Here is a 15205-nt window from a genome sequence, read left to right on the forward strand (position 1 = left end):
TCGAGACCCGCGGCTCGACCCCCGGTCGGCGCCCGTAGGGCGGATGAGGGGCCGCACGGCACGCCTTTCATTAGCGCCCGTTGTTTCGCCGTGGTTAACATTGGGGTAACGAGATCAGGATAAATGTAGCGAGCGCCGCCCTCCGCGGCTTTGTTTTTGCGTTTTCTGGAGTGCGGACGTGTCTCATCGATCAGTCGTATCGATCTCTCTGGCTATTGCCCTTTCTTCCTTTGGTTCGGCCGCCGCACAGGAAAGCGGACAGCACTTCTGGTCCGGCGACTGGTATCTGAGCGTCGGCGTCGCCGGCTTCTCCGCCCCGAAATTCGAGGGCTCGTCGAACAATGAATTCAAGTTCAGCCCGCTGATCTCGGTCGGCCGTCAGGGTGCTGGCCCGCGTTTTTCCTCGCGCAACGACAATCCGTCCTTCGCCCTCATCGACAAGGGCGCCTTCCGTGCCGGCATCGTCGGCAAATTCGTGCCGTCGCGCGATGACGGCGACGGCAGCGAGCTGAAGGGCTTGAAGAAGGTCAAATGGGGGGCTGAAGCCGGCGGTTTCGTTGAGGTCTACCCCACAGATTTCCTGCGCGCCCGCGCCGAAGTCCGCCAAGGCATCCGCGCGCATGACGGCATCGTCGCCGATCTCGCGGTCGATGCCTTTACCGATATCGCGCCCGACCTGCAGCTGTCAGGCGGCCCGCGCGCGACCTTCGCAACCAGCGGCTATTACGACGCCTACTACGGCGTCAACGCCAAGCAGGCGGCCGCAAGCGGCCTTGATCCCTACAAGCCCTCGTCGGGCATCCAGTCCTATGGCGCCGGCGCGGCGCTCACCTGGAAGGCGACGGAAAACCTCTCGGCAAGTTCCTTCCTCGAATACAAGCGGCTGGCGGGCCCCGCCGCCGACAGCAGCCTCGTGCGCGAGCGCGGCTCGAAGAACCAGGTCCTGATCGGCCTCTCGGCGACCTACAAGTTCAATTTCTCCCTGCAGTGATTGACGCGGCTGCGCATCACTCTCAGATGCGCATCGCTGTAACACTTTGAATTGCCGTATAATTTCATCCCTGGATCGATTCCGATCCAAGGATGATACAACTGGCAGCGCAATGATCGCTTCTTGACCGGATCGGCGGCCCGCCGCTAGATGAGCGGCATGCACGATACCGGCGATTTCAACGATCGCGTCTCCGACGCACCTTCCCACAACTGGGTCTACCGGATCCTGCCGCCATGGCTTTGGCCCTATGCGCAGCTCGCGCGCTGGGATCGCCCGATCGGCTGGCAGCTCCTGATGTGGCCGTGCTTCTGGTCGGCGACGCTTGCCGCCAATGCGGCGATCGGCGAGGGGCTCTATTCCGGCAGCCTGCTGGTGTCTCACCTGTTCCTTTATTTCATCGGCGCGGTCGCCATGCGCGGCGCCGGTTGCACCTATAACGATCTCGTCGACCACAAGATCGACATGGAAGTGGCGCGTACGCGGTCGCGTCCGCTGCCCTCCGGCCGCGTCACGCGCGCCCACGCGAAGATCTTCATCGGCTTGCAGGCGCTCGTCGGCCTGTTGGTGTTGCTGCAGTTCAACTGGCTCAACGTCTTCCTCGGCGTGCTCTCGCTCGGGATCGTGGCGTTTTATCCCTTTGCCAAACGCTTCACCGACTGGCCGCAATTCTACCTCGGACTTGCCTTTTCCTGGGGCGCGCTGATGGGCTGGGCCGGCATTTTGGGCGGCCTCTCCTTTGCCGCCATCCTGCTCTACGCCGCCTCCGTCGCCTGGACGATCGGTTATGACACGATCTATGCGCATCAGGACAAGGAGGATGACGAGCTGATCGGCGTCCGCTCCACCGCGCGACTGTTCGGCGACAGGACGCGGCAATGGCTGATCGGCCTTTATGGACTGACGCTGGTACTGATGTTTATCGCTTTCGCTCTCGCCGGCGCCAATCTCATCGCTTTCCTGGCCTTGCTCGGTGCGGCCGGCATGTTCGCCTGGCAGATCGTCCGGCTGGATATCAACGATGCCGACCAGTGCCTGGCGCTCTTCAAGTCAAACAACCGCGTCGGCCTGATCATCTTCTTCGGCCTCTTCATCTCACTGCTCTTTGCCATTCCCTGATTGGGACGATGAATGGAACGATAAACCCGGCGCGGGCGCCGGGTTTCAAAATGGCATTGCCACATTGGGACTTTCACGATTTCGCTTAAGTCCGGGCGATGATTTCCTTGCCTTCGATCTTCATGGCGACGCCCAGCCGGCCGGTGGTGCGGCGCACGAGGAAGCGCGGACGGCGATTGGCGAAGTAGGAATGACGGCGGCGCGGCTTGAGATCGCTGGTGCGTAAGGCACCAATATGGTCTTCGAGCGGACGGGCGACGCCATCGGCCTCGACCATCAGCATCGGAATGCGGAAGGCTTCGGACCAGCTGCGCCAGTCGGCGGCGATGTCGCTGAGATCATGGGCGACGAGCAGCGGAATGCAGAGCTCGGGATCGGCGTGGTGAAGCTCGAGCGTGACGGTGACATCGCCGTCGCCATGGTCGATGGCGCGGGCGGCGACACCCTTGAAAACGCGCTTCGGCAGCGCAATCGAGAGCGGCAAGCCGCTGGACGGGAGGACCTTGCGCAGGACCGCACCGCGTTCGTCTATCGTGATATTGACGTCATCCGAACAATCGTGGATGGCGTAGCTGACCTGCTGGGGAAAGCGGGACGGATCGAGGCGTAACGTCGTGCCAGCCCAGGCGGGCTTCATAACGGGATTGTTCATTTCATTCTACCCTTGTCTTACCTGAGAGCCGATTTCCGGTCTTCTCCTTGGGACTTTTCGTCCTCTATGGCCGACAATAGGCACCCGCCGTTCCGTACAGCTTAAAAATTGCGGTTAAGAAAACTTTGCCTCCTCTGATGGTTATCAAAACCGAATCCGGCAGGGTTTCCGGAAGGTGAACGGTGTGGTGTCCTGAAATGATGCATCCACAGGTAAGCCTCAGGTAAGCTTTCCATGGCAAAATGTGCTCACCAGCAGTTCGTCGTTTTTTTAGAAATTTGGGTGAAAAGGGCGCTTTTCATGATCTCGGCTTCCCTCGCTTACACGATCCTGTCGCGGGATATGACGTCCAGCCTCAACAAGGTTGCGTCGCAGGCGACGGTCAAGAAGGATGCTCAATACTACGCTGACCATATCAACAAGGTCGAAAACGTCGACGATTTCCTCGGCGACTACAAGCTCTACAGCTATGCAATGAAGGCCTATGGTCTCGAGGACATGACCTATGCCAAGGCCTTCATGAAAAAGGTGCTCGAAAGCGACCTCACAGACCCCAACAGCTACGCCAACAAGCTTTCCGATACGCGTTATCGCGAATTCGCCGCCGCCTTCAATTTCAATGCGCCGGAGAAGGATGTGCAGACTGACGCGCAGGAGGACGACCTGATCGGCCTCTACAAACAGTCCTTCGTCGATGCCGACAAGGCCGCCAGCGCCGAGAGCACCTATTACAGCAACAATATCGATAGCGTGCAGACCGTCGACGACCTGGTCAACAACACCCGGCTGCGCACCTATGTGCTTAAGACTTTCAACATCGATCCGACCTATGCGTCGAAGGATTTTCTGCGGCAGGTGCTGACGAGCGATCTCAGCGACCCCACGAGCGTCGTCAACACCCAAGGCGGCGACAAGTACAAGGCGCTTGCCGCCCAGTTCAGCTTCAATGCCGACGGCACCGTCACCGGCACGGCGCAGACCGCCGCGCAGAAGGCCTCGGTCATCGAATCCTACACCCTGAATTCCCAGTCCGTCATCATCGACAATTCGGTCGGTTCGGACGTCTATTACGTCGGCCAGACGGCGGCGGACTACAACAAGGCCTACTACACGGCGAAGATCGGCACGATCACCAATGTCGACGACCTGGTCGCCGACAAGCGCCTGACCTCTTATATCACGACGGCCTACAGCATGGGCGCTGACTTCACCGCCGCAGCGCTGCGCACGGTGCTGACCGATCCCGGTTATGCCCAGCTGATGGGCTTTACCAATGTCTACAATGCTTTCAATTTCAAGGCTGACGGGTCGGCCTCCAGTACGGCGCGCGTCCAGACGGTCGATCAGGCAAATAGTCTGAAGAATGCTGCCACGATGACCGGCAACTACTATACCACGACGTCCCAGTCGACCGGCATCACCAACGTCGATGACCTGCTGGCCGACAATGTGCTGGCGCGCTACATCAAGGATGCCTATGGTCTCGGTACGGACTTCAGCAATGCCGATCTGAAGAACATCCTGACCGATTCGGCCTATGCCGCGGCCCAGGGCCATGCCGATCTCAATGCCGACTTCAACTTCCAGGCAGACGGTTCGATCAACGGTTCCGTGATCCAGACTGCGGCGCAGCGGAAATCGACGACCGACAAGTCAGCGGTGAACGCAGCACATTTCAACAGCATGATCGGCAACGTCACCAATGTCGACGACATCATGTCGGATGCGGTTGCGGTCAGCTATATCAGAAACAGCATGCAGATCGCAGACAGCGTCTCCGATGCGACGTTGAGGACTTTCCTCGTCGACCGCACGGCTGCCAGCGCCCAGGGCTATAGCGACGTTCACGACCTCTTCAATTTCAAATCGGACGGTTCGATCGCGACCCTTTACGCCTCGCAAACGGCGACGCAAAGTGCCAGCACCACCAGCAAGGCCGACAATGCGGCAGTCTATTACCAGTCGACCATCGCCGGCATCTCAAACGTCGATCAGTTGCTGGCGGACCAGAAGCTGAACAATTTCGTGCGCAACGCTTACGGCATCCCGTCGACGGTCAGCGACGTCGACCTTCGCGCTATCCTGACCGATCAGAGCGGCACCGGCACCTATGCCGACGTTGCCGCCGCCTTCAATTTCAAGGCGGACGGCACGCTTGAGGACGGCATGGCGGCGCAGACAGCCACCCAGATCAGCAGCACGAAATTTGCCGCCACGGCGCGCACGGATGATTATTCCGCCAGGATGTCGACGATCAGCAATGTCGATGATCTGCTTGCCGACAGCGCCATTACCAATTTCCTGAAGAGCACCTACAATCTGCCGTTCAATATTTCGGACGCTGATCTGAAGAGCATCCTGACCGATGCGACGGCCGCTGCCGCGGCCGGCCATGCCGATCTCAATGCCGACTTCAACTTCGCCGCCGACGGATCGCTTCCTGTCGTCAGCTCGGTCCAGACGGCCGACCAGGCACAGACCACCAACGACAATTACGCGGCGCGCTATGACGACGAGCGCGACGAGGCGATCGACGAGGTTGCATCCAACTACCAGAAGCTTATGGCCGACAGCAGCAGCCTGCTGAATTTCTCCGACGTCAACAGTGTCAATGATTTCCTGCGCAGCAATTCGGCGGCCGATTTCAGCAAGAGCAATGACAATCTGCCGGATCTCTTCCATGTGGCGCTGCAGGCCTTCGGCCTGACCGACCAGGAGGTCTCGCGTTCGATGATGCGCAAGATCCTGACAAGCGATGCCTATGATCCGGATGGCTATGTCGCCTCGCTCAAGGATGAGCGCATCACCAATCTTGCCCGCGCCTTCAACTTCGGCCCCGACGGCAAGGCGGCATCACCCTTCCAGGCGCTGCCCGACGCGACCATGGCCAAATACGCCACCGACTATAGATCGCATATCACCATGCTGATGAAGGACGGTCCGGTGAAGGACAAGGCGGCGAAGGACGCGACGGCTGAAGTCGACTATTTCGCCAAGGGCATGGCGAAGGTAAAGTCGCTCGACGATTTCCTTGACGACAGCCGCCTGACCGATCTGGTGCTGAAGGCGAACAACCTTGATCCGAAGGATTACGACAAGGCGACGCTCAAGAAGATCTTCACATCCGATCCCGACGACAAGAAGAGCTATCTCAACGCCACCGCCGATGCGCGATTCCAGGACATCGTCGCTGCCTTCAATTTCGACAAGGACGGCAACCTGACCCGCGCCAAGATCGGCACCATCCAGAACAAGGCGGCCGAGGAGCATACACAGGAGCTCTACGTTCAGCAGACGATGGAAGCCCAGCAAGGCGAAAGCAATGACGGCGTCCGTCTGGCGCTCTATTTCAGCCGCAAGGCCTCGAGCATCACCTCGATCTATGGGATCCTCGGCGACAAGGCGCTTTATCAGGTCATCACCACGGCCTACAGCCTGCCGTCGCAGATCTCGGGCATGGATGTCGCCAAACAGGCCGATCTCATCAACCGCTTCGTCAAGCTCGAGGATCTCCAGGATCCGAAGAAGGTCGACAAGCTGCTGCGCCGGTTCACCGCGATGTACGACGTCCAGAACGCCACCCAGCAGTCGCCGGCGCTGATGATCTTGACCAACGGCGGCACGCAGTAGGCCTGATGGCGTGCAGCCTCACGGATCGAGGCTGACAACCTTTCCCGGGTTCATGATATCGGCTGGGTCGAAGGCGCGCTTGATGCGGCGCATCAGCTCGATTTCGATTACCGGGCGGATCGCCGCCAGTTCGTCGCGCTTCAGCTGGCCGATGCCGTGCTCGGCCGAGATCGAGCCGCCATGCGCCAGCACCAGCCCATGCACGATGTGGTTCATCTCGCGCCAGCGAGCGATGAAGGCAGCCTTGTTGGCACCGAGCGGCTGGGAAATATTGTAGTGAATATTGCCGTCGCCCATATGGCCGAAGGCGCAGATGCGGGCGCCGGGCATGGCCGCCATGACAGCTTCTTCGGCCTCGGCCATGAAATGCGGGATCTTCGACACCGGCACCGACACATCGTGCTTGATTGACCCGCCTTCCGGCTTCTGCGCATCCGACATGCTTTCGCGCATGTGCCAGATCGCCTTCTGCTGCGCTACCGATGCAGCGATTGCGGCATCCAGCACCAGCCCAGCCTCGAAACCCTGCTCCAGCACGCCATTCATCATCCGTTCCGCCGTCTCGGCCGAATCCGACGTCGAAATGTCGATCAGCAGGTACCAGGGATAGGCCGTTTCCAGCGGATCGCGCACGCCGTCGATGTGGCGCGTGGTGATTTCGACGCCGAAACGCGGCATCAGCTCGAAACCGGTCAGCGAGGCGCCGCAGAGGCTGGAGGCCAGGTTGAAGAGGGCAAGGGCATCGACCACCGAATTCAGGCCGGCGAATGCCACCTGATGACCGAGCGGCTGGGGAAAGAGCTTCAGCACCGCGCCGGTGATGATGCCGAGCGTGCCTTCGGCGCCGATGAAGAGGTCGCGCAGGTCGTAGCCGGTATTGTCCTTCTTCAGGCGGCGCAGGCCATCCCAGATCTCCCCGGTCGGCAGCACCACCTCGAGGCCGAGGCAGAGCTGGCGCATATTGCCATAGGCAAGCACCGCCGTGCCGCCGGCATTGGTGGAAAGGTTGCCGCCGATGCGGCACGAGCCCTCCGAGCCGAGCGAAAGCGGAAACAGCCGCCCATGCGCCTCGGCCGCCTTCTGCACGTCGGCCAGTATGGCGCCACCATCGGCCACCAGCACGTTCGCCACCGGATCGACATCGCGGATCTTGTTCATGCGCTCGAGCGACAGGATGACATCGGACTTGCCCTGACGCGGCGTCTGGCCGCCGACGAGCCCGGTATTGCCGGTCTGCGGCACGATCGCCGTTCCGGTCTCCGTCGCAAGCTTCATGATCGCGGAGACTTCCTCGACCGAACCGGGTTTCAGGAGGAGAGGGGAGGAGCCGTGATAGAGCCCGCGGTTTTCGATCAGATGCGGCGCAAGATCGGACTCGCTGCGAAGCGCGTATTTTTCGCCGACGATCGCCACGAAGCGGTCGAGATCCTTGCTGGAAATGCTGCTCATCGGGCTCGATTCTCCATCCTGTTCCCGGTCCTTCAGTCGCGGGGCGCGGCTGCCCGCTGCAGCCGGTCGTTGATCGCTTCGCCCAACCCTTCCTCGGGAATGGGCGAAAAGGCGATGCTCCGGGCGCCGCTGGCATCGGCCCGCTTCATGTAGTCGAAAAGATTGGCCGCGGCCTCTGCAAGGTCGCCGTGCGGGCTGAGATCAAGCACGATCCGCGCACTGTCCGCGCCGGAGACCGCAGCGCTGCCGAAGGCGATAAGCGCTTCGCCGGGTTCGACTGCCGTTGCATTGAGCCGCACGGAAGCACCCGGCGCGTAATGCGAGGCGAGCATGCCCGGCGCTTCGATGGCCGCCGATGCTGCCTTCGCCCGCAGCAGCGGTTGGCCGGCGATGCGCTCGATCTCGCGCGCCGCCAGTCCACCCGGCCGAAGCAGCCGCAGTCGGCCGCCCTCTGCCTTGACGATCGTCGATTCGACGCCGACAGCGCTCGGGCCTGCATCGAGAATCAACGGGATTTTCGCTCCGAGATCGGCTTCGACATGGGCGGCACTCGTGGCGCTGACCCCGCCCGACGTATTGGCGCTGGGGGCCGCGAGCGGCCGTCCGAAGGCGCCGATCAAAGCGCCTGCAAACCCCTTCGGCACGCGGATGCCGACGCTGTCGAGCCCGGCAGTCGCCAGCGAATGGATCGGGCTTTCCCGCTTCAGCGGCAGCACGAGGGTGAGCGGACCGGGCCAGAAGGCTTTGGCGAGCGCCCGCGATAGCGGGTCGAACTCGGCATGTTCCTCGGCCATCGCGAGGTCGGCCATATGGCAGATCAGCGGGTTGAAGCGCGGCCGTCCCTTTGTCTCGTAGATGCGGGCGATGGCTAAAGGATTGGTGGCGTCGGCGGCCAGGCCGTAGACCGTCTCCGTCGGGATGGCGATGGCAAAGCCGTTGGCAAGAGCGGCTGAGGCCGCCTCGAGCGCTGCCTGCCTGTCCGCCGTGATGTCGATTATGCGTGCCATGTCCTGCCCGTGTTAGTCTTGGCAGTCATTAGGCTTTCCGCCGCCCGCGATCAATCGCGTTGTATGCTTGTCGCCCAAAAGTGTGCAGCGGTTTTGGGACAACGACATGCATCAAGCAAGGACCTGAAGCGCGTCGCGCTTTAGAGTTGGCGGATGATTTCGCGCAGCTGTTCGTTGCGGGCGCCGAGCAGCAGGATATTGCGGATCGCCGCCTGCGGATCGTGGGTGCGGAAGAGCAGGCCGTTGCCGCGCACGGAGCGGTCGATGGTCATCTTTTCCGCGGAGTCCTCGCCCGGTTTGATCGCGACGGCGAAATACATGCGGGAATAACCGACATCGATGCGCTCGAAGAAATTGTCGTTATCGCCGATGTCGGAATAGAAATTGGCGATGTAGAAGGCCCAGCTTACCTCTTCGTAATGGGCGAATTTCGTCCGCGCGGCGGTGACGTGGCAATAGCCGAGATGCGGGCTGTCCTCCAGCGTCCGGTGGAAGATCATCTTCGGAAACTGGATCGAGTGGTGAAAGCCGTTGATGTGCTGATGCGTCTTCTCGCCGGCCACCTGCAGCTTGCGTCCGGTCTTCGCGGCGACCTCGTCATGGGTGAAATACCGCTTTTCCTCGGCCAGCCAATGCCGCCGCTCGCGGGGGATGCGGCCGGTGCGGAGGAATTCGGAATGGGCGGCAATCAGCTGCGGCTCTTGCGATCTGCTCGCATCTTTCGCGTCGAAATAACGGAGTCTGGCCATGGTTCGCGTTCTTCGGTCGGTCGGTGATCATCAGGAGGATAGGACCGTATGCTTAAGGCGATGTTAAAAAATGACCCCACAGCCGGCCGGCTGAAGGGCAAATGCCGGCAGATGTCGCAAACGCGACTGACATCGATATCAGGCAGCCGACCTCTTTGCGGAGCGGGTCTTTACGCCATGTCGCAATTGAGGATAATTGCCCGGAGAGTCGGGCGATGTCATCGACCGGGATCGGCAGCTTGCGGCTTGCCGCATCCTGTCGTCAATTTCGAAGCCGATGTCGCATTACAACCACGCGGCAGGCAGGCTCGGTGATTAAATGACGCCATGAACACTTCTCCCGAAGGAGAAGGAAGCGGGCGCGCTTCCGCCGGCCTTCTTGCCGGAAGGCGGCAGCCGGGTGCACGAGGACATGAAGATGGATATTCGCAGCAACGTTTTGCGTCAGCTCAAGAGCCGCCGTGAGGGCTTCAGCCTCGAACAGCCGTTCTATATCGACGAGGATTATTTCCAGCTCGACATGGAGATGATCTATTATCGCGACTGGCTGTTCATCGGCCATGATTGCGAGCTGCCGAAGCCGGGCGCCTATTTCACCGTTCAGATCGGCAGCTATCCCGTCGTCATCGTCCGCGGCCGTGACAATGTCATCCGCGCCTTCCACAACAGCTGTCGCCATCGCGGCTCGCGCGTCTGCACCAAGGAGCACGGCTCTTCCGTGCGTCTCGTCTGTCCCTATCATCAGTGGACCTATGATCTCGAAGGCAAGCTCGCCTTCGCCCGCCACATGGGCGATGATTTCGACAAATCAGGTTTCAACCTGAAGCCTGTCCACTGCGAAACCGTCGCAGGCTTTGTCTTCATTTGCCTTGCCAACACCGCCCCGGATTTCCAGACGGTGCGCGACAAGATCGAACCCTATGTCGCGCCGCACCGGATCAGCGAGAGCAAGGTCGCCTTCCAGAGCACGATCATCGAGAAGGGCAACTGGAAGCTTGTCTGGGAAAACAACCGCGAGTGCTATCACTGCGCCGCCAATCACCCCGAACTCTGCCGCACCTATCCCGAAGCGCCGAGCGTGACCGGCACGGATGGCGGCGCCGACGATCCCGAGATCGCCGGCCATTGGGCGCGCTGCGAAGCCGCCGGGCTGCCGAGCAAGTTCCAGATTTCGCCGGACGGTCAGTTCCGCACCGCCCGCATGCCGCTGATCGAGGATGCCGAAAGCTACACAATGTCGGGCAAGCGCGCCGTCAAGCGTCCGCTCTCCGACGATATCTCGATCGGCCATATCGGCACCATGCTGCTCTTCCACTACCCGACGACGTGGAACCACCTGCTCGGCGACCATGCCATCTCCTTCCGCGTCCTGCCGCTCAGCGCCAACGAGACTGCGGTGACGACCAAGTGGCTCGTCCACAAGGACGCCGTCGAGGGCGTGGATTACGATCTCGAGGAACTGACCCATGTCTGGACCGAAACCAACGATCAGGATCGCCGCATCGTCGAGGAAAACGCCTTCGGCATTCACTCGCCCGCCTATGAGCCCGGCCCCTATTCCGCGTTGCACGAGGGCGGCGTCATGCAGTTCCTCGAATGGTATTCGAACTTCATGGTGAACCGCCTGCAGGGCGACCAGGCGAAAATTTCCGCCGTGGCCTGATGCATGTCGCCCGGAACTGTTAGCGGTTCCGGGATAACGACATGCATGAACAAAGGACTGAAGTGCGTTCCGGGCGACATCATCGAGGACGGCCTCCCGGTTAATGCCCGGTTCAGATCGATTTCTTTAAACATACGAAAGCAGCCGGCCTCGGCCGCTTTCGGAACCATTCCGGCACGAAAGCGTTGCTAAGCCGGCGGTTATCGCTGTTGAATGGGAGAGAAGAATGTTCGGTTTGAGTAACAAGATCGCGACTGCAGTTCTGGCTGCGGCCGTCGTTCTGACAGGCTTCGTGCCGTCGCAGGCAATCCAGATGCCGACCGCCCCGCAGGTGGAAAAATCCTCCGCTGTCGAGAACGTCCAATACCGCCGCTACTATCGCCCCGGTTACCGTCCGGGCTACCGGCCTGGCTATCGTCCCGGCGCCTACTACCGGCCCGGCTATTACGGTGGCTATCGCGGATATTCCTATTACCGCCCGGGATACCGCCGTTATAACGGCTACTGGTATCCGCTCGCCGCCTTCGGCGCCGGTGCGGTCATCGGCGGCGCCATTGTCGCGCAGCCGCGTTATGTCGAGCCTGCGCCCCGCATGGGTTCGAGCCACGTCGCCTGGTGCGCCAACCGCTACCGGTCCTATCGCGCTTACGACAACACGTTCCAACCCTATAACGGCCCGCGCCAGCAGTGCTATTCGCCGTATTGAGGCTAGGCTGGAAGCGCGCTGCTCTCGATAAACGTCTGCCCCTCACCCTAACCCTCTCCCCGTAAACGGGGCGAGGGGACGTGCCTTGCGAGACGTCGGCGAGGAACGGAGAGGTTGCGGCTATCCCCCTTCGCCCCGCCTGCGGGGAGAAGGTGCCGGCAGGCGGATGAGGGGCGGGGGAGTTCGCTACCCGTCGGATCGAGCCTAGGCCGCACCCTCGGCAGTCACGCCCGCACCATCACCCTCAAAGAATATCCACCCGTCTCAGCAGCCACCAGGCAAAGGCAATGGAGGCGACGATGAGGACGACGGCGTATTCCGTGCCGTAGTCGCCGACGGCGAAGGGCAGGTTTGCCGTGTTCATGCCGAAAAAGCCGGTCACCAGCGTCGGCGGCAGCAGGAAGGCCGTCATGATCGACAACAGGTATAGGTGGCGGTTGGTTTCGGAGGATTGTTTCGAATCGATTTCTTCGTGCAGCAGGCGTGCCCGATCCTGCAGTGCATAGATATCGTGGTCGACCGTTTCCAGCCGGCTCGTCAGCCGCCGCGCCACGTCGTCGAAGCCGAAGGGCATCTCGTCGTCGTCGGCCGCCGCCGCCCGGCGCATCAGCGCCAGCACCGTGCGCAGATGCCGATGCAGCCTGACCACGGTGCGCCGCACCGGCGCCAGGCGTCGGCGTTCATCGCGCTGCGCGCTGTCGTAGACGATATCTTCGATCTGGTTCAGTTCTTCGGTGAGTTCGATGACGATCGCGATCAGCGTGCGCTGGAATTCGATCACCAGCAGTTCGAAGAGATCGACCGGCCGGGAAAATTTGCCCGGATTCTTATCGATCAGCGCCCGCGCCCGCTCGACGCTGCGCAGCGGCTGCAGCCTTGTGGTGATGAGGAAGCGGTCGGACATGGCGAAATGCAGCCAGCCGAGATTGTTGGTATCCTCGGCGAAATCGCGCTGACAGTCGACGAGCGTGCCATAGAGCATCTGCTCGTCGACGGTGATGGCCGCATGCGTGTCGCGCGTCGTCAGCGCCGATTTCGCGTCCTCCGTCAGCCCGTCCAGCGTATCGAGCAAGGCCGGCACGCGGGCGTCGACAAGGTTGAGGTGCAGCCAGTAGAAACAGTTGTCTGCGGTCAGTTCCGCCACCGTCGCACTGTTGTTCAGCCGCACCGCCGTCTTTTCACCCGGCGAGAAGCGATAGGCCCAGACGAAACCGGGTATGTTGACGGGCAATGTGTCCATTGTTCGCCGATCCTTTGCGAAGGCGATGTCTTCCCTTAGAGGTTGTTCATGACGTCCATTTGGCCGACGGTGCAAGAGCAAAGCGACATCTCGGCCAAACTATCGCATGACCACCGAAGAAATCGAAATTGACGTTTACGTAAAAATCAATTAGCCCTTGCCGCGGAGGTGCTTTGCCGCGCGCGAGGCCGGTCTGCGGAGGAAAAACCATGTACAAGGCGCCCGTCGAGGAAATCGCGTTCACGTTGAAGCATGTAGCGGGCATGGGCGACGCGATTTCAGAAGGCCTTCTCGGCGATCTCGGCGAGGATCTCGTCGACGCCATCCTCGCCGAGGCGGGACGTTTTGCCACAGAGGAAGTGGCGCCGCTTGCCGAAATCGGCGATCGCCAGGGCGCCCGCCTGATCGATGGCGAAGTCCGGCTGCCGGATGGCTGGCGCGATCTCTACCGCCATTGGATCGCCGGCGGCTGGAACGGCCTGACGGCGCCCGAAGCGTTCGGCGGCCAGGCCTTGCCGCATATGCTGAATGTCGCGGCACTCGAAATGTGGAATTCCGGTTCCATGGCCTTTGGACTCGCTCCGACGCTGACGATGGGCGCCATCGAGGCGGTCGGCGCCCATGGCAGTGCTGCGCTGAAAGACAAATATCTGGAAAAGATGGTCTCCGGCGAATGGACCGGCACCATGAACCTCACGGAACCGCATGCCGGCTCCGATCTCGGCGTGCTGAAAGCCCGCGCCGAGCGCCGCGATGACGGCAGCTACCGCCTCTTCGGCCAGAAGATCTTCATCACCTGGGGCGAACATGACGCGGCCGACAACATCATCCATCTGGTGCTCGCCCGCCTGCCGGATGCGCCGGCCGGCACACGCGGCATCTCGCTCTTCCTCGTGCCGAAATTCCTGGTGAACGACGACGGTTCGCTTGGGCCCCGCAACGATCTGTTCTGCCATTCGCTGGAGCATAAGCTCGGCATCCACGGCTCGCCGACCTGCACGATGATCTACGGCGACGGAAAATTCGGCGGTGAAAAGGGCGCTGTGGGCTGGCTGGTCGGCGAGGAGAACAAGGGACTGGCCTGCATGTTCACGATGATGAACAATGCCCGTCTTGCCGTCGGCATGCAGGGCGTGGCGATCGCGGAGGCCGCCACCCAGAAGGCGCTCGCCTATGCCAGGGAACGCACGCAGGGCAGGGCGCCGGGCTCAAGCAGCGCCGGCATGAGCCCGATCGTCGAACATCCCGATGTCGCCCGCATGCTCCTCACCATGAAGGCGCTGACGCAAGGGGCGCGCGCCATCTCCTATGCCTGCGCCCATGCGATCGACATGTCGCACCGGGCAGGCGATATCAGTCGCCAATGGCAGGAGCGCGCCGCTTTGCTGACGCCAATTGCCAAATCCTTTTCGACCGATTCCGGCGTCGACGTCGCCTCGCTCGGCATCCAGGTGCATGGCGGCATGGGTTTTATCGAGGAGACGGGCGCGGCGCGTTATCTCCGCGATGCCCGTATCGCCCCGATCTACGAGGGCACCAACGGCATCCAGGCGATCGACCTCGTCACCCGCAAGCTGCCGCTCTCCGGCGGCGGTCAGGTGAAGGGCTTCATCGCAGAGCTCAGAGAGATCGCCAATGGCGTCCGCCGCTCCAATCTTGATGGTTTCGGCGAGACCGCTGCGAGGCTCGACGCGGCGATCGTCGATCTCGAGCTGGCGACCGCTTGGCTGATAAAGACGCTTGCCGACGACAAGGCCGCCGAAGCGCTCTCCGGTGCCACCCCCTATCAGCGTCTGTTCGGGCTGGTGCTCACCGGCTGTTATCTTGCCAAGGGCGGTCTCGTCGAGAGCGCCGATGGTGCGGCCGAAAACCGCATCGCGCTCTGCCGCTTTGCCGCCGAAAACCTGCTTGCCGAGACCGCAGCCCTTCGCGACCGCGTCGTCAATGGCGCGGCAAGCCTTGCCGCTGCCCGCATCCTGCTTGCCTGAGGAGACCCCAT

General features: G+C 61.5%; 11 protein-coding genes. 6 read left to right on the forward strand and 5 right to left on the reverse strand.

The genetic code is table 11. The annotated features are described in order from the left end of the window. The first annotated feature begins 178 nt into the window (after positions 1–178). Positions 179–991 carry a MipA/OmpV family protein gene (locus tag RL_RS04975; protein ID WP_011650694.1) on the forward strand — a complete coding sequence of 271 codons (813 nt, stop codon included), beginning with the start codon at positions 179–181 and terminating at the stop codon, positions 989–991. 159 nt (positions 992–1150) lie between these two features. Next, positions 1151–2110 carry a 4-hydroxybenzoate octaprenyltransferase gene (gene ubiA / locus RL_RS04980; RefSeq protein ID WP_011650695.1) on the forward strand — a complete coding sequence of 320 codons (960 nt, stop codon included), beginning with the start codon at positions 1151–1153 and terminating at the stop codon, positions 2108–2110. An 85-nt stretch (positions 2111–2195) separates the two neighbouring features. On the opposite strand, the gene RL_RS04985 is transcribed toward ubiA, so the two are convergent. Continuing rightward, positions 2196–2762, reverse strand: coding sequence for a DUF6101 family protein (locus RL_RS04985; protein WP_003545897.1), 567 nt, complete (start codon positions 2760–2762; stop codon positions 2196–2198). Between the two features lie 300 nt (positions 2763–3062). On the opposite strand from RL_RS04985, the gene RL_RS04990 reads away from it, so the two are divergent. Continuing rightward, complete coding sequence (locus tag RL_RS04990) at positions 3063–6392, forward strand: DUF1217 domain-containing protein (protein WP_011650696.1); 3330 nt, start codon at positions 3063–3065, stop codon at positions 6390–6392. Positions 6393–6410: 18 nt separating this feature from the next. Here RL_RS04990 and RL_RS04995 read toward each other — a convergent pair whose 3' ends face one another. From RL_RS04995 to RL_RS05005, 3 genes are all read right to left on the reverse strand, one after another. Further along, positions 6411–7841, reverse strand: coding sequence for an FAD-binding oxidoreductase (locus RL_RS04995; RefSeq protein WP_011650697.1), 1431 nt, complete (start codon positions 7839–7841; stop codon positions 6411–6413). Between the two features lie 32 nt (positions 7842–7873). After that, entirely contained in the window at positions 7874–8848 is a 975-nt protein-coding gene (locus RL_RS05000; protein WP_011650698.1) for an L-threonylcarbamoyladenylate synthase, read from the reverse strand. A 140-nt stretch (positions 8849–8988) separates the two neighbouring features. After that, on the reverse strand, positions 8989–9597 hold the full coding sequence (locus RL_RS05005) for a DUF6656 family protein (protein WP_011650699.1): 609 nt from the start codon (positions 9595–9597) through the stop codon (positions 8989–8991). 418 nt (positions 9598–10015) lie between these two features. On the opposite strand from RL_RS05005, the gene RL_RS05010 reads away from it, so the two are divergent. Both RL_RS05010 and RL_RS05015 read left to right on the forward strand, forming a co-directional pair. Then, a complete protein-coding gene (locus tag RL_RS05010; RefSeq protein ID WP_028742745.1) occupies positions 10016–11260 on the forward strand; it encodes an aromatic ring-hydroxylating oxygenase subunit alpha in 1245 nt (414 codons plus the stop codon). 226 nt (positions 11261–11486) lie between these two features. Continuing rightward, a complete protein-coding gene (locus RL_RS05015; protein ID WP_011650701.1) occupies positions 11487–11966 on the forward strand; it encodes a BA14K family protein in 480 nt (159 codons plus the stop codon). 244 nt (positions 11967–12210) lie between these two features. On the opposite strand, the gene RL_RS05020 is transcribed toward RL_RS05015, so the two are convergent. Continuing rightward, on the reverse strand, positions 12211–13206 hold the full coding sequence (locus tag RL_RS05020; protein WP_028742746.1) for a transporter: 996 nt from the start codon (positions 13204–13206) through the stop codon (positions 12211–12213). A 209-nt stretch (positions 13207–13415) separates the two neighbouring features. On the opposite strand from RL_RS05020, the gene RL_RS05025 reads away from it, so the two are divergent. Then, entirely contained in the window at positions 13416–15194 is a 1779-nt protein-coding gene (locus RL_RS05025) for an acyl-CoA dehydrogenase (protein WP_011650703.1), read from the forward strand. Positions 15195–15205 lie beyond the last annotated feature (11 nt).

The sequence above is a fragment of the Rhizobium johnstonii 3841 genome, from assembly GCF_000009265.1.
GTDB classification, from domain to species: domain Bacteria; phylum Pseudomonadota; class Alphaproteobacteria; order Rhizobiales; family Rhizobiaceae; genus Rhizobium; species Rhizobium acaciae.

Coding starts and splice junctions, on each gene's coding strand:
- ubiA (WP_011650695.1), top strand. CDS start 1,151: ATGCACGATACCGGCGATTTCAACGATCGCGTCTCCGACGCACCTTCC.
- RL_RS04985 (WP_003545897.1), bottom strand. CDS start 2,762: ATGAACAATCCCGTTATGAAGCCCGCCTGGGCTGGCACGACGTTACGC.
- RL_RS04990 (WP_011650696.1), top strand. CDS start 3,063: ATGATCTCGGCTTCCCTCGCTTACACGATCCTGTCGCGGGATATGACG.
- RL_RS04995 (WP_011650697.1), bottom strand. CDS start 7,841: ATGAGCAGCATTTCCAGCAAGGATCTCGACCGCTTCGTGGCGATCGTC.
- RL_RS05000 (WP_011650698.1), bottom strand. CDS start 8,848: ATGGCACGCATAATCGACATCACGGCGGACAGGCAGGCAGCGCTCGAG.
- RL_RS05005 (WP_011650699.1), bottom strand. CDS start 9,597: ATGGCCAGACTCCGTTATTTCGACGCGAAAGATGCGAGCAGATCGCAA.
- RL_RS05010 (WP_028742745.1), top strand. CDS start 10,016: ATGGATATTCGCAGCAACGTTTTGCGTCAGCTCAAGAGCCGCCGTGAG.
- RL_RS05015 (WP_011650701.1), top strand. CDS start 11,487: ATGTTCGGTTTGAGTAACAAGATCGCGACTGCAGTTCTGGCTGCGGCC.
- RL_RS05020 (WP_028742746.1), bottom strand. CDS start 13,206: ATGGACACATTGCCCGTCAACATACCCGGTTTCGTCTGGGCCTATCGC.
- RL_RS05025 (WP_011650703.1), top strand. CDS start 13,416: ATGTACAAGGCGCCCGTCGAGGAAATCGCGTTCACGTTGAAGCATGTA.